Source organism: Jannaschia sp. S6380 (assembly GCF_023015695.1).
In the GTDB taxonomy this organism is placed as follows: Bacteria; Pseudomonadota; Alphaproteobacteria; order Rhodobacterales; family Rhodobacteraceae; genus Jannaschia.
In genome coordinates this window covers 1,030,809-1,053,710 of record NZ_JALKAS010000001.1, presented here as the reverse complement: position 1 = coordinate 1,053,710, position 22,902 = coordinate 1,030,809, and the positions used below count along the sequence as shown (strand labels likewise).

Genomic DNA, 22,902 nt, shown 5'->3' with positions numbered 1-22,902 from the left:
AATATAATGGACCGCCGTTCATTCCTTAAGAATTCCACGATCGGTGCGGGTGCCGCCGCCGGAGCCGCCGCACTGGCCGCGCCCGCCTATGCGCAGGGCAATCGCACGCTGACCATGGTCACGACCTGGGGCCGCGGCCTCGCCGGCGTGCATGACAGCGCCCAGCGCGTGGCCGACAGCATCACCGCCATGTCCGACGGCCAGCTGACCGTCGACCTCAAGGCCGCCGGCGAACTGGTCGGCGCGTTCGAGGTTTTCGACGCCGTGACCTCCGGTCAGGCCGACATGTATCACGGGGCGGACTACTACTTCGTGGGTCAGCATCCGGGCTATGCCTTCTTCACCGCCGTGCCCTTCGGCATGACCGCGCAGGAGCTGGCCAACTGGTACTACCACATGGGCGGCATGGAACTGCATGACGAGCTGGGTCAGATCTTCGGTCTGAAATCCTTCCTCGGCGGCAACACCGGCGCGCAGGCGGGCGGCTGGTTCCGCAACGAGATCACCTCGGCCGCCGATTTCCAGGGGCTGAAGTTCCGCATGCCCGGCCTCGGCGGTCAGGCGCTCGGCAAGATGGGTGCCTCGGTCCAGAACCTGCCCGGCTCCGAAGTGTACCAGGCGCTGGCCTCCGGTGCCATCGACGGGACCGAGTGGATCGGCCCCTGGGCCGACGAGAAGGCCGGCTTCCAGGAAATCACCAAGACCTACTATACCGCCGGCTTCCACGAGCCGGGCGCCGGTCTGTCCGTGGCCACGAACCGCGACGTCTATGACAGCCTGACCCCCGCGCAGCAGAAGATCATCGAGATCGCCGCTGCCGAGTGCCACCAGTGGAACCTCGCACAGTTCCTGTCCGAGAACGGCTCGGCGCTGGAGCGGCTGCAATCGGCCGGCGTCACGCTGCGTCAGTTCCCCGACGATGTCTGGGAAGCCATGGGTGCCGCCTCGATGGAGGTCCACCAGGAGAACATGGGCGACGAACTCTACAAGAAGATCTACGACAGCGCGATGGACTCGATGCGCAAGTCGTCGGAATGGATCTCGACCTCCGAAAGCGCCTATCGCGCCCAGCGCGACCGCATTCTGAGCTGACCTCCGACGGCCCCGCTCCGGACTGTCGGGGCGGGGCCGGTTCGGGCGCGCGACGGAGCCATGGGACCCGGTCGCGCCCATGACGACGAACTTATCACGGGGGAGCGGTGATGGAGCAGGACGCGGAATGCACGGGGCTGTTCGCGCCGACGGTCGAGGGCACGCAATCCTGTCTCGACGCGTTCGAGGCCGGCGGCCCGATCCAGTGGTTTCTGGGCAACCTGTTCGAGGCACCGTTCAACCTGGTCTTCGCGCTCGCCTCGCCCGGCAGCTGGCTGAACTGGTCCGACGGCGAGGCGGTTCTGCGCTTCGTCTATTACGGCGCCAGCGTCGAGCTGTTCTTCGTCCTTCTGATCATATTCGGTGCCCTGACCATCGGTGTCGGACTGTCGCGCCGCTTCGGCTGGGGGCTCGTCCGCGGGTCGGAATTCGTGCTGAACTGGACCGGCCGCATCGCGGCCTGGGCAGGCTTTCTGATGGTCATGCAGCAGATCATGATCGTCTTCCTGCAACGCATCTTCCGCGTCTCGGAGATCAGCGTCGGACCATTCGGCACCACCTTCACCCGCGACCTGTCGTGGTACTCCGAAGAACTGAAGCTCTATAACGCGATGATCGTGTGCCTCTGCGTCGCCTGGACCTTCATCCAGGGCGGCCACGTGCGCGTGGATCTGGTCTATTCGGCCGTGGGCCACCGAACCAAGCGGATCATCGACATGTTCGGCAGCGTGATCTTCATGATGCCCGCGCTGATCCTGATGTGGCTCTACTCGTGGTTCTTCCTGTGGCGCAGTCTGATCACGCCGGCCACGTCGGCCAGCGATCCGCTGGACCGGATGCTGATGAAGGCGCGGGCGATGCGCTGGAACGTTGAGACGATCGGATTCAGCCCGAACGGATTCGACGCGTATTTCCTCTTCAAGATCCTGATCCTGGCCTTCGTCGCCACCGCCTTCGCCCAGGCCTGCGTGTTCTTCTGGCGCAGCTGGCTGGAACTGCGCGAGGGCGAGCTGAGCGCGGGCCGTTATCTGGATCGCGACATCCTCGGCGACGAGGACGCGCAGCGGGTCGCGGAAATTCACTAAGCACTAGAGGCGGCGAAACGCCTGGGGGACGACGCAAATGCTCTTCGGACTGGACGGGGTCGAGATCGGCCTGATCATCGTGTTCCTCTGCCTCTTCGGCGGGATCATGTCCGGCTTCCCGGTTGCCTTCGCCATCGCGGGCGCCGGCACGATCAGCTTCGCGATCATCGCCGCGCTGGACAGCGCGGGCATCCTGATCCACCAGGCCATCGATACCGGATCGGCCGAATATGCCGCGCTGATCGCGGACGGGGTCGCGCGCGACACGATATCGGTATTCCGCTTCCCCGAACTTCCACGGGTGGAGGAGGCGCTGTTCCCCCAGGGCTGGGAAACCGCGCTCGACCGCAACATCGGCTTCATCGTCAACCGCATGAACGAACGCGTCATTGCCGGCGCGTCGATCGAGACGCTGCTGGCGGTCCTGATGTTCGTGATGATGGGCATCACGCTGGAACGCTCCAAGATCGCCAACGACCTGCTGACCACGATGGCGCGGGTCTTCGGCCCGCTTCCGGGCGGCCTGGCCGTGTCAATCGTGATCGTGGGCGCGTTCCTCGCCGCGTCGACCGGCATCGTGGGCGCGACCGTCGTGACGATGGGCCTACTGGCGCTGCCGACGATGCTGCGCAACAACTACTCGCCCGAACTCGCGACCGGCGTGATCGCGGCCTCCGGCACGTTGGGACAGATCATCCCGCCCTCCATCGTCATCGTCCTTCTTGGCACGCTGGCCGGCGACATCTATTCCACCGCGCAGGAGGCCCGCGCGGCCAATGTCGGCTGCTCCGATGCGCTGACATATCTGGGCGAGCCGGCGGTGGTTTCCGTCGGTACGCTGTTCCAGGCGGCGCTGCTGCCGGGCATCTTCCTGGCCTTCCTCTACGGCGCCTATGCCTTCGGCTTCGCGCTCCTGAACCCATCCAAGGCGCCGGCCGTCACGTTCGAGGAGGTCCGCGGCACCACGATGACGCGCAACGACTCGCTCCTGTGGTTCCTGGCGATTCCGGGTGCCCTGATCCTGGGCGCGATCGGGCTGGGCCTGGTCGGCCTGATCGGCGCGCAGGACGTCGCCGTCAGCAGCTTTAGCGAGGCGGGCGACACTGCGTCGCTGCGCACCAACGTCTCGGCCGCCTGCCAGGCCGCCATGATCGAACTGCACGGCCAGGCCGCCTGGGATCTGGCGCTGGCCCAACAGGCGACCATCGACGGCGCTGGCGGCGTGCAACTCGCGCGCGAACTCTCGGCCGAGGAACTGATCGAGGCGCGCAATGCCGCCATCGCGGGCGCCGCCCCCATCGGCGTGGGCATCACCGTCCTGTTCCTGGCGCTGGCGCTGGTGCTTTCGGTCGCACGCGGCGTGGACCCGCTGGCCGACGCGCGTCCGCTGCTGATCGGCGCGGCGGGCGTCGCGCTGGCCTTCGTGATCGACGCGCTGCTGATCGGGCCGACCACCTCGACCGGGACGACGTTCCTGGTGATGTCGATCCCGCTGGCGATCGCCTTGGTCGGGGTCGTCCCGGCCTTCGCCCGCCTGTCGCGGAACGAGCTGCTGCGCGTCGTCTTCCCGCCGCTCGTCCTGATCGTGGCGGTGCTGGGCTCGATCCTGGGCGGGATCACCAACCCCACGCCCGCCGCGGCGCTGGGGGCCGGCGGCGCGATCATGCTGGCCGCCTACCGCAAGCTGCAGGAGGAAGGGTCGGGCGGCGCCTGGATCCTGCTCGCCTCGCTGGCGCTGGTCGTCATGCTCCTCTTCGGGGTGAATTTCGACCTGCGGACCGGACTGGACACGACGACCCCGGGCGACGTGATCGCGATGGTCATCGCGCAGTTGGCCTATCACGCCGCGTTCCTTGGCCTGCTCTATGCCAGCTGGGTTCTGCTTCGAACCGGTATCCTGGGCCCCGTCGTGCGCGAGACGGCCAAGGTCACGTCGATGGTGTTCACCATCCTGATCGGTTCGCAGCTCCTCAACCTCGTGCTGATCTCCTTCGGCGGGGAACACTACATCCAGGACTTCCTGCGCTCCTTCGACAGCGAGCTGAAGGTGTTCCTGATCGTCATGCTGGTCCTGTTCGTCCTGGGCTTCGTCCTCGACTTCCTGGAGATCATCTACATCGTCGTGCCGATCGTCGGGCCGGTCATCTATGGCGGAACCTTCGATCCGAAATGGGTGACGATCATGATCGCGGTGAACCTTCAGACGTCCTTCCTGACGCCGCCCTTCGGCTTCGCGCTGTTCTATCTGCGCGGGGTGGCGCCCGCAGGGGTCACGACGGGCCATATCTATCGCGGCGTGCTGCCCTTCGTCCTGATCCAGGTCCTGGGCCTTTTGATCCTGTGGATGTTCCCGGCGATCGTCACCATCGTGCCGAACCTGCTGCCGTCCGGCTGACCGCGATTGCCCCCGGGGCGCGGACCGCTATCCTTCCTGGCACCAAACAGGGAGAGTTCGTCATGTCGCTCAAGCGCACCGCCATGAAGATGGCCATCGCCTTCGCCGCAGCCAAGGGCTACCAAGCCTTCCGCGCGCGCGGGGGGCTGCAAGGGGTCAAGCAGATGTTGTCGCAGCAAGGCGGCGGTGGTGGGGCGCAGGGCGCCGCCGGCGGTGGCCTGATGGCCGGGCTCCAGGGCGGGGGCGGCAGTGCCGGCGGTGGTCTCGGCGGCCTCTTGGGCGCGCTGACCGGGGGGCAGGGCACCGGTGGTGCGTCGCAGGGCGGTATGGGCGGCCTGCTCGGCGGCTTGGCCGCGATGGCGGGCGGATCGGCGGCGCTGGGCGGTGCGGGCGATCGCGATCCGGACGACCTAGCGCAAATGGCCGACAAGGGCCCGCAGGACGAGGCAACGGCCGCCGCGATGGTTCGTGCCATCGGACAGGCCGTGCGTGCCGACGGAGAGATCGACGACGGGGAACGCGCCGTCCTGCGGGAGATCTTGGGCGAGGCCGACACCGAGGAGGATCGCGCCGCGCTGGAAGCGGCCCTGTCCGAGCCCGTGCACCCGGAATCGCTGGCCCGCGACGTGCCGCGCGGCCACGAGGCGGAGGTGTATGCCGCAGCACTCACGGCCATCGACCCCGACCACCCGGCGGAGCGCGATTTCCTGCACCGGTTCGCCACGGCCCTGGCGCTCGACCCGCAGGAGGTGTCGCGCCTGCACCATACGGCAGGCAAGCCGGTCTGATCGCGGGCGGCCCCCGGCCGGCCTGCGCGCCGGGGCCGCGCCACGTCTTTTCCTTCCGCCCGGGATGCCCTAGCTCTGACGCGGACCGAAAAAGGAGGCCCAGATGGCCGAGATCAAAGACCCCGAGAACACCGTCATCATCGAGTTGAAGGATGGGAACGTCGTCGTCGAACTGCTGCCGGATGTGGCCCCGGGCCATGCCGAACGCATGAAGGAACTGGCCCGCGAAGGCGCCTATGACGGCGTGGTGTTCCATCGCGTGATCGACGGGTTCATGGCGCAGACCGGCGATGTCGAGCACGGCAAGGACGGCGGGAACACGTCGCGCGCCGGCACCGGCGGCAGCGACAAGCCGGACCTGAAGGCTGAGTTCAGCGGCATCCCGCATGACCGCGGCACCTTGGGCGCGGCCCGGTCGCAGAACCCGGATTCGGCCAACAGCCAGTTCTTCATCAACTTTTCAGACAACCATTTCCTGAACCGGCAGTACACGGTCTATGGCCGCGTCATCGAGGGGATGGAGCATGTCGACAAGATCGCCCGGGGCGAGCCGCCCGCGAACCCCGACAAGATGATCAGCGTCAAGGTGGCCGCCGATGCGTAATGTGGTCGCCGCTTTCCTGATCACCGCCTCGCCCGCCTTTGCCGCCGGGCTGGAGATCGACGTCGCGGGCGAGGCCGAGGGCACCATCACTATCGACCTGCTGGAAGACCTGGCACCGGCCCACGTCGCGCAGATCACCGCGCTGGCCGAGGCCGGCGCCTATGACGGCGTCGTGTTCCACCGGGTGATCGACGGGTTCATGGCCCAGACCGGCGACGTGCAGCATGGCCGCGAGGGCGGCAACCTGTCGCTGGCCGGTACCGGCAGCAGCGACCGTCCGGATCTGCCGGCCGAGTTCTCGGACGAGACGTTCGAGCGTGGCGTGATCGGCATGGCGCGTTCGGCCGCCCCCAACTCGGCCAACAGCCAGTTCTTCATCATGTTCGGGCCCGCCCCGCACCTGGACGGCCAGTACACGGTCGTCGGCCGGGTGACCGATGGCATGGATGTGGTCGACGCGATCCGGCGCGGCACGGGCGGCAACGGCGCGGTCACCGTCGACCCCGACGTGATGACCGATGTTCGTGTCACCGAGTGACCGGATCGCCACGCCGGACATGACAAGGGCCGCCCGGCGAAGGGCGGCCCTTTTTTCGTGGGGAAATTCCTCGTCAGTCGGCCGCGGGGGCGACCACGACCGGGTCTTCGGCCTGCGTGCCCTCGACGATCTCGTCGTCGGGGCTGGCGATGAAGAATAGATAGGCCACTAGGATGATCGCGACGAAGATCAGGCCGGCGGTGATGCCGATGATCGGCCCCGCATGACGGCGGCGCTGTTTCTCGACATTGGTTTCGGGTGCGCTCATGGCGGGGCTCCTCACGGGCATGGTTGTGGCGGTCGGAGACCCAACCCCGACAGCGGGGCGGGGGTTCCGTCAGTCGGCGAGACGCACCAGCGCATGCCGCTTGCGTCCGGCCGAAAGCTTGGTCGGCACGGCCAGCGCGCCGGCGTCCAGCACCAGGCCCGGATCGGTCAGCGCGGTGTCGTTCATCCGGGCACCGCCCTCGGCGATCAGGCGCTTCGCCTCCTTCCCGGATTTCGCGAGGCCCGCGCGCACGATCAGCTGCACGACCGAGATGCCGTGCGTCACCTCCTCGTCGGTCAGGGTGACGGTCGGCAGGTCGTCGCCGGCGCCGCCCCGCTCGAACACCTCGCGGGCGGTCGCTTCGGCGTTGGCGGCGGCCTCGGGGCCGTGCAACAAGGTCGTGACCTCGTTGGCCAGGCGGATCTTGGCGTCGTTGATGGCCGACCCTTCCAGCGCGGCGAGGCGGTCGCATTCGTCCAGCGGAAGCTCCGTGTAGAGCTTCAGGAAGCGGCCGACATCGGCATCGGACGTATTGCGCCAGAATTGCCAGAATTCGTAGGGCGACAGCAGGTCGGCGTTCAGCCAGACCGCGCCGTTCTGCGACTTGCCCATCTTCTTGCCGTCCGACGTCGTCAGAAGCGGCGAGGTCAGTCCGAAGACCTGGTCGTCCAGGATGCGCCGCGTCAGGTCGATACCGTTGACGATGTTCCCCCACTGGTCGCTGCCGCCCATCTGGAGGAGACAGCCATGCCGGCGGTGCAGCTCCATGAAGTCGTAGGCCTGCAGGATCATGTAGTTGAATTCCAGAAACGACAGCGACTGTTCGCGGTCGAGGCGGGACTTGACCGACTCGAAGGACAGCATCCGGTTGACGCTGAAATGCCGGCCCACGTCGCGCAGGAAGTCGAGATAGTTCAGATCGGCCAGCCAAGTGTCGTTGTTGGCCATGATGGCGTCGGTCGGGCCGTCGCCGAAGCGGACGTAGTGGGAGAACACTTCGCGGATGCCGGCGACGTTCCGCCCGATCTGGTCGGGCGTCAGCAGCGGGCGTTCGTCGGCGCGAAAGCTGGGGTCGCCCACCTTGGTCGTGCCCCCGCCCATCAGGACGATCGGCTGGCCGCCGCATTTCTGCAGCCAGCGCAGCATCATGATCTGGATCAGCGAGCCGACATGCAGCGAGGACGCGGTCGCGTCGAACCCGATATAGCCCGGCACCACGTCAGCCGAGAAAGCCTCGTCCAGGCCCTGATAATCGGTGCAGTCGGCCAGGAAGCCACGCTCGATCATCACGCGCATGAAGTCTGATTTGGGGTGGTAGGTCATGGGACTTCCGGTATTTCGGGTGCGTGACCCGCCTTAGCGCGGGATGGAATGAAGGGAAAGACGATGGAGGCGATCCGCGCGCTGGGGGCCATGTCCGGCACGTCGCTCGACGGGGTCGACGCGGCCGAGCTGATCACCGACGGCGAGACGATCGAGGGGTTCGGGGCGACCGGCTATCTGCCCTATTCGGCGGCCGAGCGGGCCCGCCTGCGCGCGGCCCTCGGCCAGTGGCAGGACGGGCCCGACGTGCCCGCCGCCGCCGAGGTGGTCGAGACCGTGCATGCCCGGCTGCTGTCGCGCTTTGCCGAGGCGCGGGTGGTGGGCTTCCACGGCCAGACCCTGGCCCACGACCCGGAGAGGCGCCGGACGCATCAGACGGGCGACGGCGCGCTTCTGGCCGAGGTGCTGGGCCGGCCGGTGGTCTGGGATTTCCGAACCTCCGACGTGACCTTGGGCGGGGAGGGGGCACCGCTTGCGCCCGCATTCCATCACGCCTGCGCGCGCCATGTGGGCGCCGCCGAACCGGTCGCGATCCTGAATCTGGGCGGCGTGGGCAACCTGACCTGGGCCGATCCGCGGCGGGGCATGGCCGAGCCGGGCGCGCTCCTGGCGTTCGACACCGGCCCGGCCAACGCGCCGATCGACGACCTGTGCATGGACTGGCTGGGACAGCCCTTCGACCGGGACGGCCATCTGGCCCGGGAGGGGGAGGCGGACATGGCCTTGGTCGACGCCTTCCTGCGCCATCCGTTCTTCTTCCGCATGCCGCCAAAATCGCTGGACCGCGATGCGTGGCGCCAGGCGGGTGCCCGGATCGACGCCCTCCCGCCCAGCCACGCCGCCGCCACCTGGGTCGCGGTGATCGCGGCCAGCGTCCGGCATGCGTTGACCCAATGCCCGATCCCGCCATCGCGTCTCTGGGTGACCGGGGGCGGCCGCCGGAACCCCGCAATCATGGAAGCACTTGCCACGCTGCCGGTTCGCCCCGAGCCGGTGGAGGCCGTCGGCCTCGACGGCGATATGCTGGAGGCGCAGGCCTTCGCGTTCCTGGCGGTCCGCGTGCTGCGCGGGTTGCCCACAAGCTTTCCGGGCACCACGGGCGTGGGCGCGGCCGTCGGCGGCGGCATCGTCAGCCGGCCCGAAGGCGCGGTGGACGATCTGCCCACGAGTGCTAGACACAGGGAACGAGGGCGGATAGCGAAGGCCCGTTAGCGATAACAGGAGCGGCTTATATGGTCTCGCGCACGATACCGGTGGATACGTTCGACCTCGTCCTGTTCGGGGCGACGGGCGACCTGGCGACCCGCAAGATCCTCCCCTCGCTCTACCGCCGGTTCGTGGCCGGCCAGATGCCCGAGGACGCGCGGATCATCGGGGCAGCGCGGTCCGAACTGTCGGATGACGGGTTCCGTGACGAGGTGCGCGGCGCGATCGACGAATTCGTATCGAAGGACAAGCACGACGCGTCCATGATCGACGCCTTCTGCGGCCAATGCAGCTACATTCCCATCGACGCGAAGGGCGAGGGCGGCTGGAAGGAGCTGAAGGCGTCGGTTCGCGACGATGTAGTCAAGGCGTTCTACTTCTCGGTCGGGCCCAGCCTGTTCGGCCCCCTGGCCGAGAAGCTGCGTGGCCACGGGATCGCCTGCGACAACTCGCGCCTGGTGGTCGAGAAACCGTTCGGCACCGACCAGGACACGGCACGCAAGCTGAACGACGATCTGGCCGCCAGTTTCGCCGAGACGCAGATCTACCGCATCGACCATTTCCTCGGAAAGGAGACGGTGCAGAACCTGATGGCCGTCCGCTTCGCCAACGTCCTGTTCGAGCCGCTTTGGAACGAACGCTATATCGACCACGTCCAGATCACCGTGGCCGAGACGGTGGGCGTCGGCGGGCGGGGAAGCTACTACGACAAGTCGGGCGCGATGCGGGACATGGTGCAGAACCACCTGATGCAGCTTCTGTGCCTGACCGCCATGGAGCCGCCGAACCGCTATGACGCGGACATGCTGCGCGATGAGAAGTTGAAGGTGATCCGCGCGCTGGATCCCGTCGACCCGCGCGACGTGGTGCGCGGGCAGTACAAGGCCGGCGCCGATCCGTCCTATGCCGAGGATGCCGAGAACCCGGCGTCGAAGACCGAGAGCTTCGTCGCCATGAAGGTGAATATCTCCAACTGGCGTTGGAAGCACGTGCCGTTCTACCTGCGCACCGGCAAGCGCATGTCGCGGCGCCTGTCCGAGATCGTGATCCAGTTCAAGGAAACCTCGCATTCCATCTTCGACCGGGACGACGCGTCGAAGGCCAACGCCCTGACCATCCGGCTGCAACCGGACGAGGGGATGGACCTGTCGGTGACGATCAAGGAACCGGGGCCGGGCGGGATGCGTCTGGTGAACGTGCCGCTGGACATGACGTTCGCCGACGCCCTGGGCCCCGACGGCGAGGAGATCCCCGATGCCTACGAGCGCCTGATCATGGACGTGATGCGGGGCAACCAGACGCTGTTCATGCGTGGCGACGAGGTCGAGGCGGCCTGGGCCTGGACCGACCCGATCATCGACGGATGGGAGGCGCGGGGCGACAAGCCCGCCAGCTATTCGCAGGGGTCGTCGGGCCCGGAGGAGGCGCTGGCGCTGATGCATCGCGATGGACGCCGCTGGCGCGACCTGGAGGATTGACGATGGATTTCCGCAGCTATCCCGACCGCGAGATGCTGGCCATGGGGCTGGCCGACGAATTGGCGGCGGCGCTGAAGAACTGCCTTCTGACGCATGACCATGCGAGCTTCTGCGTGCCCGGCGGCTCCAGCCCCGGCGAGGTGTTCCGCACGCTTTCGGGCGTGGACCTCGAATGGGAACGGGTGCACGTCTTCCTGAACGACGAACGCTGGGTGCCCGAGGGGCATGAGCGGTCGAATACCAGCTTGCTGAAACGGACTTTGCTGACCGACCGCGCCGCGTCCGCGGTGCACGTCCCCATGGTCAACGACGCCCCCACGCCTGAGGACGGCATCCCGGACCTCTCCCCCGCCTTCGACGCGGAACTTCCGATTTCCGTGCTGTTGCTCGGCATGGGCACCGATGGCCACACGGCCAGCCTGTTCCCCGACGGCGACCGCCTGCGTGCGGCGATGGCCGACGATGCGCCTGTCCTGATGGCGATGCGCGCCGAAGGCGCCGAGGATCCGCGGATCACCCTGACGCGCCCTGTGCTGGCAGATGCCATGGACACACATCTGCTGGTGATGGGCGCGGAGAAGCGGGACGTCCTGGAACGGGCGCGGAACGCCGACCCGATGGACATGCCCATCGCCGCGCTGCTGGGCGATGCGACGGTGCATTGGGCGCCCTGACCGCCCGCCCCCTGAAACGACCAGCCGGAGGAGCGCCGAATGACGATCTGGACCGCCTTGGACGATCTGCGCGGGATGCGCGGCGCCCGCATCGCCGATCTTCTGGCCGACGAGAGCCGGACCGACCGCATGGTCCGGCAGAGCGGTCCGTTCCTGTTCGACATGTCCAAGACGTCGATCACCGGGCCCGCCCTCGACCGCCTGCTTTCGGTGGCCGACATCGTGCCGGATCGGCGCGACGCCATGTTCGACGGCGCCCGTATCAACGAGACCGAGGGTCGCGCTGTCCTGCACACCGCGCTGCGCGGTGAGCGGTCGGTGACCGTCGATGGTGCCGATGTCATGGCCGAGGTCGGAACGACGCTGGACCGGATGCGCGATTTTGCCGGCGATGTCCGTACCGGCGTGTTCCAGGCGGCGGGCGGCCGGGTCACCGACGTCGTCAATATCGGGATAGGCGGGTCGGACCTGGGTCCGGCCATGGCGGTGCTTGCGCTTGCGCCCTATCACGACGGGCCGCGGACGCATTTCGTGTCGAATGTCGATGGCGCCGACTGGGCCGAAACGGTCAAGGGGCTGGACCCGGCGACGACCCTCGTCATCGTCGCATCCAAGACCTTCACCACGATCGAGACGCTGACCAATGCCGAGACCGCGCGCGATTGGATGGCCGAGACGGTGTCGGACCCCGGCGCACAGTTCGCCGCGCTGTCATCGGCCACCGACAAGACCTCCGCCTTCGGGATCGATCCGTCGCGGGTCTTCGGGTTCGAGGATTGGGTGGGCGGGCGCTACTCCGTCTGGGGGCCGATCGGGCTGTCGCTGATGATCGCCATAGGGCCGGGCAATTTCGACGCCTTCCTGCGCGGCGCGCGGGCGATGGACGACCATTTCCGCGACGCGCCGCCCGCCGACAACCTGCCGATCCTTCTGGCATTGCAGGGGCTGTGGCATCATCAGGTCTGCGGCTATCCGACCCGCGCGATCCTGCCCTATGACAACCGGCTGGCACGGCTGCCCGCCTATCTGCAGCAGCTGGAGATGGAGTCGAACGGCAAGGGCGTGACGATGGCGGGCGACCCGCTGCCTGGCCCAGCGGGCCCCGTGGTCTGGGGCGAGCCGGGGACAAACGGACAGCACGCGTTCTATCAGTTGATCCATCAGGGTCTGGAGCCCGTCCCATGCGAATTCCTGCTGGCCGCGCAGGGGCATGAACCGGCGCTGGACCATCACCACCGCCTGTTGATCGCGAATTGCCTTGCGCAGTCCGAGGCCCTGCTCAAGGGGCGCAGCCATGCCGAGGCCCGCGCCGGCCTTGCCGGAAAATACGACGGGGCGGAGCTGGAGCGTCAGGCCGCGCATCGCGTCTTCGCCGGCAACCGTCCATCGACCACCCTGATCTATCCGCGCCTCGATCCGGAGACGCTGGGCGGTATCGTCGCCCTCTACGAGCATCGCGTGTTCGCGGAAGGGGTGATGCTGGGCATCAACAGCTTCGATCAATGGGGGGTCGAATTGGGCAAGGAACTGGCGACGTCCCTGGCGCCGTTGGTCGAGGACGGGGACCTGTCCGGAAAGGACGCGTCCACCCGTCGCCTGCTCGGCCAGATCCGCGACTGGCGATCCTGATCGCGGGCGGGCGGCGGCCGCTCAGCCTTCGAACCGCGCGCCGTCGCGATCGATGAAGGCGCGGGTGTAACGCGCGGGCAGGCGCTTGCGGGTCACGAAATCGCTTTCCATGAGGACGATCACCGCCTCGGACGACGCGCATAGACGCCCGCCGGCGAACACGCCGTATTCCATCGTCCAGGACGTGTTTCGGAAGGCGCGGGTTCGTCCCGCGACGATATAGGCATCGTCGAGGTGGAGCGGCGCATTGTAGTCCACCGACACGGATTTGAGCACCAGCACCGGCCGTTCGCCCGCGTAATCGCTGATCCCGTAGGCACGCAGATAGGCGATGCGGAACGTTTCGAACCAGGACAGGTATCGCGCGTTGTTGACGTGGTCGAGGACGTCCAGCTCGTGAAAGCGGACGCGGTCCGCCTGGCCGAAGACGAAGGGCGCCGGCACGCCTTGTGCCCGCAGCGTCGGCACGTCCAGCGGGGTCAAGAAAGGCAGCGTCATGTCCGATCGCCCTGATGCCGCCGCAACGCCCGGATCAACATGAAGAACTTCCGATAAGACATTGAATATTCTGGAGCGGGTAACGGGAATCGAACCCGTAACTTAAGCTTGGGAAGCTCGCGTGATACCTTTTCACCATACCCGCGCTCCGTCCGGCGGGTCATGCCACACGATCTCGACGGCCTCAAGGGCGAACCGGATGGCCGTCCCGCGCGTTCCCCGAATGCACAACCGATCGAGGACGACATGAGAACCAGTTTAGCCGCCACTCTGGCCACCGTTTGCTTGGCCCTGCCTGCGGCCGCCTTGACGCCCGACGACATCCGCGGCGCGACCTATGGCGGTGGCGACCTGCCGGATGGGCAATCGGGGCTGACGGTCCAGGTTCAGGTCCTTCTGGACCGCGCCGGTATCTCGCCCGGGATCATCGACGGCTACAAGGGCGGGATGAGCGAAAGCGCCCTGAAGGCATTCGAGGCGCGGGAGGGGTTTGAGGTCGACGGTATCCTCGACCCGGAGGTCTGGGATGCCCTTGGCGGCGGGTCTGCCGATCCGGTGATCCAGCCTTACACGGTGACGGAGGAGGATGCGTCCGGCCTCGTGGCGGAGATCCCGGACCACGTGGCGAAGAAGGCCGAGATGGAAAAACTGGGATATGTTCGCGTGTCAGAGAAGCTGGCCGAGCGGTTCCATATGGACGAGGACGTGCTGGTCGCCCTGAACCCGGACGCCGCCTTCCAACCCGGCGAGACGATCACCGTCGCCGCACCCGGCCCGCGGCTGGAGGCCGACGTCGCGCGGATCGAGATCCGCAAATCCGACCGCCGCGCGGTGGCCTTCGACGCCGATGGCGAGATGATCACCAGCTATCCCGTCGCGATCGGCTCGGACGGCACGCCGTCGCCCAGCGGCACCATGGAGATCACGGCGACCGCGATGGATCCGACCTATACGTACGACCCGGACGTGAATTTCAAGACCGACGGCGTGGACGAGGCGCTGACATTGCCCCCGGGGCCGAACGGGCCGGTCGGAACGGTCTGGTTGGATCTGTCCAAACCGACCTACGGCCTGCACGGGACGGACACGCCCGCCAAGCTGTTCGAACACCGCAGCCACGGCTGCGTGCGTTTCGCGAACTGGGACATCGAGGAACTGGCCCATCTGGTCGAACAGGGAACCCAAGTGGAGTTTATGGAATGATCCGACAACCGCTCTCCTGCCTCGCCGCCTTCCTGATCTTTGCCGGATCGCCGTTGATGGCACAGGACTCGGCGCCCGAGACCTCGCCCGAACCGGTGCAGCGACCGCCGGACGAAGGTGCCGATACTGAGACAGACGCTGCCGGTGAGGTCGAAGCGGACGGCGATGCCGCCCCCGAGGCGGAAGACGCCTTGCCGGGACTGCCAGAAGAGGCGGGTCCTTCCGTCCGCGAGACGTTGAAGCTGGACGATGCCGACTACGCGGCCTGCCTCGCCGCGCTCGACGAGATGGGTACGGTCTATTCCGAGGTCGAGCCGATCGTGCCCGAGGAGGACGCCGATTGCGGAATCCTGCGGCCGATCGAGGTGACCGAGATCCTGCCTGGTATCGTGGTCGAGCCGCCGGCTACGGTACGCTGCCCGACGGCCCGGAGCCTTGCCGATTGGACGCAGGATTTCGTCCTGCCCGCCGCCGAACGCCTGAACCGAGGAGCCGTCACGGCGCTGCAGAACGGTACGGGCTACAACTGCCGGCGCCGCAACAACCAGCCCGACGGCAAGCTGTCGGAACATGCGTTCGGCAATGCCTTCGACCTGATGGGGTTCACCTTCTCGGCCGGCGATCCGTTGCCCATCGTGCCGCGCGCCCGCGACGGCACCATGGAGGAGTCGTTCCAAGACGCTGTCCGCGCGGCCGCCTGCGTGGATTTCGCCACGGTTCTGGGACCGGGGTCGGACCCCTATCACGATGACCACCTGCATATCGACATCAAGGCACGGAACTCGGGCTTCCGCCTGTGCGAACAGGGCGCGGGCGAGGGGGACTGAACCGGAGATATCGCCGACGCCCGTGATCTCGCTCGGCGCGACCCCGGAACCCACTAGATGGAAAGAGGACCCTGCCTTGACCCCGGCGGGGATCACCTCGGTCTTTGATACACAAGGGCAGGCGGATCACTAGGGTAGGATTATTACCCTACGGCAAGGTAACAGTGGTCCGAAAATTGCCGTTCCGTTGCCCAAAAGCAGGTAGGTGAGAAATTCTGCGCAAAAACTCGACCTGTCGCGGCACGGACGTTTTCAATATTTTCAGAGAATTGGCTCCGGCGGTAGGGATCGGAGCTAGTTTCCGCACGCGAATTTAGCGCGTTGAAAACGCTGGATATTTTAGATCAGTATCGGTGTCCTGAGTTGGTGTTGTGACAGCGGTGTGCCATCGGAGTGATATCCGCGGTGCAGGCTTGATGCAAAGGTCTCTGGGCAGCGGATGCCTCTAGTTGGCTCGTCTACGAAGCTCCCTGTCTACTATTGATCGGATGTAACCCAAGTGGGCGATAGCATCTGTCGTCGACAGAAATTGTTCGGCCATCGCTATAGTCTTGGGGTCTGCGTTGGCTTCTATGCTTTCCCGGAACCCTCCGGACAGTCGATACCAACGGCTGGATGTCCTCGCGAACATTCCTTGCGGGTCGATCTGCCAGATTGGGCTGGTGGTGATCCAGCTGTCGCCAAGCCGTGGGTGGCCGCAAACTTGGGCGACGAGGCGCAGCAGGCCCATGCCATCTACCGCGATGGTGTAGTCCGACAGTTTAGGCGCGGATGACAGGTCTTCCGGAACAGGATCAGTTAGCCAGTCGTGCATGCGGACAAGAAGGCCGTAGTTTTGGAACGGGCGCGGGTCGAGCATCAAGACGCCTCCTCGATGGGGCGATCTACCTCGTCGCGGGTGAGGAGCCGGAGCAGCTCGTCTCCGTCGAGCTCGCGGTGTTCGATGAGCGCGTCGGCGACGCGTTCAACGAGGTGCCGATTGGCTTCAACAACGGCGCGTGCGCATTCCTCGGCCCCGCGCAAACGCCGTTCGACACGGTCCCGCAGTTCGTCCGGCATCCGGTGGCGATCCCCCGGGGCCACTGGGCTGTAGAGAAGAGACGATCCGAAGCCGTACTCTTGCTCAAGGTCGATTGCGAGGTCAGTGGCTCCGCCAAGGTCGGAGTGTTCACTGCCGCCCGATCCCGTTGATACCGATCCGAGGAAAGTGACTTCCGCGACCCGGCCGCCCATCCGCATGGCCAATTCGCGATCGGCCATGTCCGGGGTCATGACCGGAGGAACGGGCGAGTCGTAGCCGCCGCCGACGGCGGCCACGAAGATGCGGTGTCCGGACTTGAGTCCGAGAACATGGCCGACCACGGCGTGACCGGCCTCATGGATAGCCTTCCGGCGGATGTGCTCCAGGTCGGGGTTTGACACGCGTTGATCGACGACGGCGAGGACGTGGCAGAGCGCGAGGGGCTCCCGCGCTCGCCGCGCCGCTCCCTTCGCTGCGCGCGCAATGGCCGCGACGTCTGCACCGGACAGGCCGACGAGACGGAGCGACAGGTCGCCAAGGGGGATCGCGTCTGTTCCGAGATGTCCGGACAGGATGGCCTCGATACCATCTTTTTTCGGGGAGCCGATGGCGATTTTCTTATCGAAACGACCTGCGCGGATCAGGGCTGGGTCGATGATGTTGGGGTGGTTGGTTGCTGCGATGACGATGACGCCCGGGGCCTCGTTGAGCTTCGTCAACTGCTCCAACAGTCCATTGACCACGGAATGCATATAGCTCGAGAAATGGTTCCCGGACTTATGGCGCGCACGGTAACTGTCGAGTTCGTCGAGAAAAAAGACCGACGGCGCGTTGGCGATGGCGCTATCGACCTGCTGCCCCATTGTCCGGAGATAATCGCCCAGATGTCCGGCTTTTTGCGCCTCGGCATAGGACGTGGAAACGAAGGTTGCTCCAGCACTTCCGGCGAGGGCTTCCGCGATCATCGTCTTGCCCGTGCCGGGCGGTCCATGGAGCAGGATGCTGGCGGAGACGTCGGACCAATCGAGCTGGTCGGCCTGCCATTCCCGGACATCCTCGACGAGGTGCCGTAGCTCGCCAGTGACCTCGGGCAGCCCACAGACATCGTCCAGCGTGCGCCGCGGCGTCGGATTGGCCGGGAGCCGGGCTGCAGAGAGGCGGTCTGCGACGATTAAGCTCGTCCTGGCGTGAAATGCGTGGTTCACGACAGGCCACGGCAGATTGGCAATTTTGCCATTCTCGGACAAACGCGCACGGAGTTCGGCCTCAGCAACCTCGCCAGTGGCACTGTGGGTTGCGCGGAGGAGTTCGATGACGGCGCCGCCGTCGAACACGGGCCAAGTGACATCCCGGACAAGCAGCATGCGGCCGCCCTCGGAGAGGTCCGACGGTTCCGTAGCAAGGGCGACGACGCCAAGGCCCTTCGCGAGCGCGTCGTCCAGGCTCTCGCGGAACTTCTCGCGCGGGTCCGACTTGCTGAAGCTGCTCGCCTTCTCGAGGGTAACGAGCACGGCATTGTCCGGGAATGACTTCGGTCCAGGCGTTAGCGCTTCCCACGCAAACGGTAGGACGAGCTGCATCGCGTCCTCGAGCCGATCCCGCAGCGCGAGATCTGCGACCCGGATCAGCGTCAGCCCAGGGGGAAACGGCCCGATCAACGGATCACTGTCCGAGAACCAGCGCGCGAGATGGATCGCGCAGAGAAGGTCCGTGAGCGGCGGATGAAGGGCCTGACGTACGGCTGTGCCGTCGATGGCGTCGGCGTAGGGATCGATGCCGGATTTGATCGCGTCTGTGATTTCCTCCGGCGACATTTGGGTCGCCGTCGGTACGCCTTGTCCGGAGACTGCGAGCAAGCGTGCGATGTCCGGGAGCCGTGACGGGCGGGGTGCGTTGTCCGCACCCCACGATTTGGAAAGCTCGTCGCCGTGGCTCTCACGATGGCGATCCATGATCGCCCGCGTGAGGCGGTAAGTAAGGGCCCGTGTCCGGGCGTGCGACGAGGGCGCGCTGGCGCGCATGTTCATTGATGATGGAGACATTGTTGAAGGGTCCGAGAATGGGAGATGGTTAGGACTGGCCGGAAGTGTCCGGAGTCGGGGCCGGATGCCGGAGTGCGATCTCGTCTAGGAGACGATGGATCGTGGGCAAAGCTTCGGGGCGGTAGATTTCGGATTTGACGGCGATCGCGTCACCGAAGAGGCGTTTCGGCACGATCCACTCCGGGTGCCGAACCTTCAGGAAATTATGCGCGGATTCTTCCTGCGTCCGGGCAAGATATTTGGTCCGCATGGGATGATACCGAAGAACTTCCGTGTGGACATCGGCCGCGATCTTCAAGTCGCGGCGAAGCCGATCATTGTGCCGATGGCTGTGTCCGAGTTTGACAACAGGGAGTCCGGGCAGGTCGATCCGGAAGATGTAAATCCCGGACAATACCGGGCCTTCCTTGGGCCCGCATTCCGGACAAGCGCATTGGCCAACGCGCATGTTTCCGATGTGAGCTTCGTGTTCGAAGCCGCACTTGTGGCGGTAGAGGGCATAGCTCTGACGATCCGATGCAGGCCTGACGAACGTCCAGCCATTTGCTTTGGCTTCATCGTCGTAACGTTTGTGACGACAAATCTCGCAATCGACATCGACCTCGCCCCTGCCGACCTTCAAGATCTGATTTCGCTGCAGGGTTTTCGTATGGCCACAGCGCAATTCTAGGATGCGGTCATGGCGCCCACCCTTTGGGTCCCGCCCGAGAACTGTGGCACCGAACCGGGCCGCAGCTTCGTCGTAGGGCCGTCGGATGCAAGAACGGCACTGAATGTCGCTCTGAAGCACCACATTGGTCCGACGTAGGAGTGGCTCGCCGCAGTTTCGACAGCCGAGAACGAGCGTTTGATGGCCTTCACCGCCGCGGCCGAGCAAGATGAAGCCTTTGCGGTGGGCTGCTTCGCGCCAGTTGTCTTGGATCGGGCCCCAGAACAGCCGCGGGTACGCCCCGGCGATCTTGAACGGATAGAGTACGTTAGTTGTCGGCATTTGAACTCCGGACAGCTGGCAATGTTCGCCATCCTCAAGGCGGGCGGCGTCAGTGCATAAAAAGAGGGAAGTGCAGCAGGATGTTCAGTCGATCCAAGACGGACCGACTGATGTAGTCACCGCACTATCAGGGAGGTATGTTCAGGCAGCTTGGCGCAAAGACATGAGCTCCAAGTTGGCACCGTGAACATGGATCAGGCAGCCTGTCTGCTGCAGCACCTCTGCCAATTCGGGGTGCCGTTCCCGGACAGACTTTGCCTCTTCCACCAATGAGGAGAAACGCGTTCCCATTTCAGCGATGTCCGGGATGACAGGCGGCATCATCGCTTCAAGATGGGCTGCGGCATCGGCAATCCGCGGATCGACTTCGGACATGTCCTGCAGATCACGCAAGGCTTCGATACAGCTCGCCCAGGCACATGCGGCTTCATGCCCAAGATCCGCGCCCTGAACGGAATCCTGTGACAGTTTCGAAGCGTGAAAAGCCCAGTCCGCCTTCAGCGCCTCTTCGTAAAGCGCATTAGTGACATGAAGGGCGATGCGGTCCGACACGGATGCATCGAGTTTCGTAGTGCCGGGGGACGTGATAGAGACGTTCTCAGCCATAATGATCTCCTCATAGATCTTGATGGTTAGGGCGTGTTGGGAGGTGCAACTCCCTCACGCCTGATACTGTATATGATATTAATATTAGTATCGCAAGAGCCTTTGTGAATTTTCTCGCGACGTAGTGGTAGGCGTGCTATCAAGATCGATATCAATAAGGATAGTAAGATGGCACCGCCGAAGAGAGACACCAAGGCGATCATGGTAAGGCTTCATGCTGCCACGCTTGAAGCAATTGATGACCTGATAGACAAAGCCGACGACCAGCCTTCTCGACCTGAGATGGTACGGCGGGTGTTGAAGCAAAGCCTGCGCGACCAGGGCTATGATGTTCGAGAGTGGATAGACTGAAGCAAAAGCGGACAACCAAGGGCTTTTTAGAGGTTTACACTGCTTCCGGCCCTAAGCAGACCTTGGCCGTGAGAGCGGACGCCGCATAGCAGCTACCCCAAACCAGCCAGTCATGCAGGCCGCAGTTTTACGGACGGCCAGAAGGCGGCTGTTCGGGACAATCCGGGCCTTCGCTGCGTTTGGGACGAACGTCCGGCACTGCCGGGTACCGGCGCAGCGCCCCGCGTTTCTGCACCGCGCTGGTCTTGGAGAGGTGAGTGGAGGCGGCGGGCATGGCCCCCGGCGAGGCGCAGTTTCGGGGCTTGGACCGTCACGGCAACGTGCGCCCGAACCGCCTGCGCGACGGCGCAGTGGACCGAGTGGTAATGCGCGCGGCGCAGGAGTTGAGCATGGACCCCGCTGCGATGGGCGGCCATTCCCTGTGTGCCGGTGGCATCCCCTCGCTCGCCAAAGACGGACTGACCCTACCCGACATTCAGCTGCCATCCGGCCATGAGTCCCTCGGCCCGCTTACGATCTACGTGCGGCTGGAACGGTCGCTTGAGGACTGTCCCCTGTTGCGGCTGGCGGCCTATCGGTGATCCCCGCCACCCAGAAAGTCATTGTTTCTCCAAAGCCTTTGCGCTCAACTTGTCGAAGAGGGGCTTTGAGAGGACTCGTTGTGACCATTGATGCAGGTTCGGTCACCTGGGCAATCGACTTTGTTGCGGATCATTCCGACGGCGATCTGTTTCCGAAGCTTTTGGAAATGAGGGCCGCGACAAGCCTGAAGGGTGAACTCGTTTCCGCGTTGTCAGGAAAGGATTTGAACCAGCTAGAACCAAGCGCCTCGCGGCGCTTCATTGTCCCAAAGGATGAAATATCGTATCGGCAGGCTACACAACTCGATCCGCAAGATGCGATAATCCTATCGGCCATCGCCCATCAATTTGGAGCCGGGATCGAGCAGAGGCGACTGCCGGAAGACACAGTGTTCAGCTATCGCTTCCAGCCCACTCAGGAACATGGATTATACCAAAGCCAATCTGGCTGGAATGATTTTTGGGCAAAAGCAAAGGAATTAAGCGCGACAAGTAGTGTGGTTCTGTACTGCGACATTGCCGACTTCTACAACCAGATTTACCACCACGTTGTGGAGAATCAGCTAATCGCGTCTGGCTTTCCGAACCAAGCAACGAAATGGGTGATCAAACTACTGGAAAGTACGACCGCAGGCGTCTCGCGAGGTGTCCCGGTTGGCCCGCACGCCATACATCTCTTTGCCGAGGCCTCGCTGATTCCGGTCGATAACAGTTTGAGCGCACAGGGCTTATCATTTCTGCGATACGCTGACGACATCCTTGTTTTCTGTAGTTCACATAGCAGGGCGCGCAAAGCGTTGAACCTTGTTGCGAAAGTGCTCGATCAACAACAGCGTCTCACACTCCAGCGGCACAAGACCCGATTTATGGCCCCGGCGGATTTCGCCACTCTAAGCAACAGCATGGTGGAGGACCGGCCAATCAATCGAAATGAACGGCGGCTTCTAAGTCTTATAAAGAGGTACTCTGGCGGGAATCCATATAAGACGATTTCGTACAATTCGGTCTCGCCCGAAGACTGGTCCAAGCTACGGAAGTCGGATATCGCAGGAATCATATCCGAGTACCTCGACACTGTACCTACCGACTTCATTCGTCTTCGCTGGTTTTATCGTCGGCTCGCCCAGATAGGCCATCCTGGTGCCATCGAAGTATCTATCGAGCGGATTTCTGAACTAACACCGTGTCTCGCAGGAATCTGTAACTACCTTGCATCCGTACAGAGTGTCGAACAAGAGGACTGGGTGGGTATCGGGCGGAACTTGCTTGGCTTGGTAACAGACGATGAATTTCGAGAGAATGAGTATTTTCGCCTTTCCTTGCTGAGCTTGTTTTCGCGCAATCCGACGCTTAATCACATCTCTGATCTGATTGGCCTTTTTCAGCATGCTGACCCATTTATCAGGCGAGAGATCATCCTCGCCGCCAGAAACGGTGGAGGCGTTGACTGGCTTCGCGAACTAAAAGATTCTTTTGCACAAATGGACATCTGGCAACGAAGAGCGTTTATCTATTCCTGCTCTGAGCTGCCCGCAGATGAGAAGAAGTATTTTCTTGGACGTTTTCCGCAAGAAAGAGCTTTCGACAAAGTGCTTGCGAAGTGGGCCAAGTCCTAATCGGTACGTTCCTGGCGTTGTGAGTGGTTGAAGGAACAGCAGGCACATCTTATAGTATGTGCTCCTAGCCAACGATCAATAGTTAG

At 64.5% G+C, this 22,902-nt stretch carries 23 protein-coding genes and 1 tRNA gene; 17 read left to right on the top strand and 7 right to left on the bottom strand.

Going from position 1 to position 22,902, the window contains the following annotated elements:
* Positions 1-6 precede the first annotated feature (6 nt).
* The 6 genes from MWU52_RS05460 to MWU52_RS05435 all read left to right on the top strand — a co-directional run bounded on the left by MWU52_RS05460 (position 7) and on the right by MWU52_RS05435 (position 6,502).
* A complete protein-coding gene (locus tag MWU52_RS05460) occupies positions 7-1,092 on the top strand; it encodes a TRAP transporter substrate-binding protein (protein ID WP_246950153.1) in 1,086 nt (361 codons plus the stop codon).
* Between the two features lie 110 nt (positions 1,093-1,202).
* Positions 1,203-2,177 (top strand): TRAP transporter small permease subunit, encoded by a 975-nt coding sequence (locus MWU52_RS05455; RefSeq protein WP_246950152.1) that lies wholly within the window; start codon positions 1,203-1,205, stop codon positions 2,175-2,177.
* A gap of 37 nt (positions 2,178-2,214) precedes the next feature.
* On the top strand, positions 2,215-4,572 hold the full coding sequence (locus tag MWU52_RS05450; RefSeq protein WP_246950150.1) for a TRAP transporter large permease subunit: 2,358 nt from the start codon (positions 2,215-2,217) through the stop codon (positions 4,570-4,572).
* 62 nt (positions 4,573-4,634) lie between these two features.
* Positions 4,635-5,360, top strand: coding sequence for a DUF533 domain-containing protein (locus MWU52_RS05445; RefSeq protein ID WP_246950148.1), 726 nt, complete (start codon positions 4,635-4,637; stop codon positions 5,358-5,360).
* A gap of 103 nt (positions 5,361-5,463) precedes the next feature.
* Positions 5,464-5,964, top strand: coding sequence for a peptidylprolyl isomerase (locus MWU52_RS05440; RefSeq protein WP_246950146.1), 501 nt, complete (start codon positions 5,464-5,466; stop codon positions 5,962-5,964).
* Complete coding sequence (locus MWU52_RS05435) at positions 5,957-6,502, top strand: peptidylprolyl isomerase (RefSeq protein WP_246950144.1); 546 nt, start codon at positions 5,957-5,959, stop codon at positions 6,500-6,502. Before MWU52_RS05440 ends, MWU52_RS05435 begins: the two co-directional genes overlap by 8 nt.
* 73 nt (positions 6,503-6,575) lie before the next feature.
* Here the strand turns inward: MWU52_RS05435 and MWU52_RS05430 are convergent, their stop codons facing one another.
* Together MWU52_RS05430 and tyrS are read right to left on the bottom strand one after the other, a co-directional pair.
* On the bottom strand, positions 6,576-6,770 hold the full coding sequence (locus tag MWU52_RS05430) for a hypothetical protein (protein WP_246950142.1): 195 nt from the start codon (positions 6,768-6,770) through the stop codon (positions 6,576-6,578).
* A gap of 69 nt (positions 6,771-6,839) precedes the next feature.
* Entirely contained in the window at positions 6,840-8,093 is a 1,254-nt protein-coding gene (gene tyrS, locus MWU52_RS05425) for a tyrosine--tRNA ligase (protein ID WP_246950140.1), read from the bottom strand.
* 48 nt (positions 8,094-8,141) lie between these two features.
* On the opposite strand from tyrS, the gene MWU52_RS05420 reads away from it, so the two are divergent.
* From MWU52_RS05420 to pgi, 4 genes are read left to right on the top strand one after another with little or no spacing between them, the layout of a single operon-like run.
* Positions 8,142-9,305 (top strand): anhydro-N-acetylmuramic acid kinase, encoded by a 1,164-nt coding sequence (locus MWU52_RS05420; protein WP_246950138.1) that lies wholly within the window; start codon positions 8,142-8,144, stop codon positions 9,303-9,305.
* A gap of 20 nt (positions 9,306-9,325) precedes the next feature.
* Positions 9,326-10,777 carry a glucose-6-phosphate dehydrogenase gene (gene zwf / locus MWU52_RS05415; protein ID WP_246950136.1) on the top strand — a complete coding sequence of 484 codons (1,452 nt, stop codon included), beginning with the start codon at positions 9,326-9,328 and terminating at the stop codon, positions 10,775-10,777.
* Between the two features lie 2 nt (positions 10,778-10,779).
* Positions 10,780-11,451 (top strand): 6-phosphogluconolactonase, encoded by a 672-nt coding sequence (pgl, locus tag MWU52_RS05410; protein ID WP_246950134.1) that lies wholly within the window; start codon positions 10,780-10,782, stop codon positions 11,449-11,451.
* A 39-nt stretch (positions 11,452-11,490) separates the two neighbouring features.
* Positions 11,491-13,080, top strand: coding sequence for a glucose-6-phosphate isomerase (gene pgi, locus MWU52_RS05405; protein WP_246950132.1), 1,590 nt, complete (start codon positions 11,491-11,493; stop codon positions 13,078-13,080).
* A 21-nt stretch (positions 13,081-13,101) separates the two neighbouring features.
* Here the strand turns inward: pgi and MWU52_RS05400 are convergent, their stop codons facing one another.
* Entirely contained in the window at positions 13,102-13,578 is a 477-nt protein-coding gene (locus MWU52_RS05400; RefSeq protein WP_246950130.1) for a thioesterase family protein, read from the bottom strand.
* A 71-nt stretch (positions 13,579-13,649) separates the two neighbouring features.
* Positions 13,650-13,723: transfer RNA gene (locus tag MWU52_RS05395), tRNA-Gly, on the bottom strand.
* Between the two features lie 101 nt (positions 13,724-13,824).
* On the opposite strand from MWU52_RS05395, the gene MWU52_RS05390 reads away from it, so the two are divergent.
* The gene (locus MWU52_RS05390) at positions 13,825-14,781 is read left to right on the top strand and encodes a L,D-transpeptidase (RefSeq protein ID WP_246950128.1); all 957 of its coding nucleotides are present in this window, start codon (positions 13,825-13,827) and stop codon (positions 14,779-14,781) included.
* Positions 14,778-15,608, top strand: coding sequence for an extensin family protein (locus tag MWU52_RS05385; RefSeq protein ID WP_246950126.1), 831 nt, complete (start codon positions 14,778-14,780; stop codon positions 15,606-15,608). Before MWU52_RS05390 ends, MWU52_RS05385 begins: the two co-directional genes overlap by 4 nt.
* 445 nt (positions 15,609-16,053) lie before the next feature.
* Here the strand turns inward: MWU52_RS05385 and MWU52_RS05380 are convergent, their stop codons facing one another.
* A complete protein-coding gene (locus MWU52_RS05380; RefSeq protein ID WP_246950124.1) occupies positions 16,054-16,467 on the bottom strand; it encodes a DUF6634 family protein in 414 nt (137 codons plus the stop codon).
* Entirely contained in the window at positions 16,467-18,443 is a 1,977-nt protein-coding gene (locus MWU52_RS05375) for an AAA family ATPase (RefSeq protein ID WP_246950122.1), read from the bottom strand. The genes MWU52_RS05380 and MWU52_RS05375 overlap by 1 nt, the downstream gene beginning before the upstream one ends.
* 322 nt (positions 18,444-18,765) lie before the next feature.
* Here MWU52_RS05375 and MWU52_RS05370 point away from each other — a divergent pair, with 322 nt between their 5' ends.
* Positions 18,766-19,341, top strand: a complete 576-nt coding sequence (locus MWU52_RS05370) for a hypothetical protein (protein ID WP_246950120.1) — start codon at positions 18,766-18,768, stop codon at positions 19,339-19,341.
* Positions 19,342-19,521: 180 nt separating this feature from the next.
* Complete coding sequence (locus MWU52_RS05365; protein ID WP_246950118.1) at positions 19,522-19,722, top strand: hypothetical protein; 201 nt, start codon at positions 19,522-19,524, stop codon at positions 19,720-19,722.
* Positions 19,723-19,803: 81 nt separating this feature from the next.
* Here the strand turns inward: MWU52_RS05365 and MWU52_RS05360 are convergent, their stop codons facing one another.
* Positions 19,804-20,268, bottom strand: coding sequence for a hypothetical protein (locus MWU52_RS05360; protein WP_246950116.1), 465 nt, complete (start codon positions 20,266-20,268; stop codon positions 19,804-19,806).
* A gap of 168 nt (positions 20,269-20,436) precedes the next feature.
* Between MWU52_RS05360 and MWU52_RS05355 the strand changes: the two genes are divergently transcribed.
* The 3 genes from MWU52_RS05355 to MWU52_RS05345 all read left to right on the top strand — a co-directional run bounded on the left by MWU52_RS05355 (position 20,437) and on the right by MWU52_RS05345 (position 22,816).
* The gene (locus tag MWU52_RS05355; protein WP_246950114.1) at positions 20,437-20,619 is read left to right on the top strand and encodes a hypothetical protein; all 183 of its coding nucleotides are present in this window, start codon (positions 20,437-20,439) and stop codon (positions 20,617-20,619) included.
* Positions 20,620-20,921: 302 nt separating this feature from the next.
* Positions 20,922-21,200, top strand: a complete 279-nt coding sequence (locus MWU52_RS05350) for a hypothetical protein (RefSeq protein WP_246950113.1) — start codon at positions 20,922-20,924, stop codon at positions 21,198-21,200.
* Positions 21,197-22,816 carry an RNA-directed DNA polymerase gene (locus tag MWU52_RS05345; RefSeq protein ID WP_246950112.1) on the top strand — a complete coding sequence of 540 codons (1,620 nt, stop codon included), beginning with the start codon at positions 21,197-21,199 and terminating at the stop codon, positions 22,814-22,816. The genes MWU52_RS05350 and MWU52_RS05345 overlap by 4 nt, the downstream gene beginning before the upstream one ends.
* The last annotated feature ends 86 nt before the right edge of the window (positions 22,817-22,902 follow it).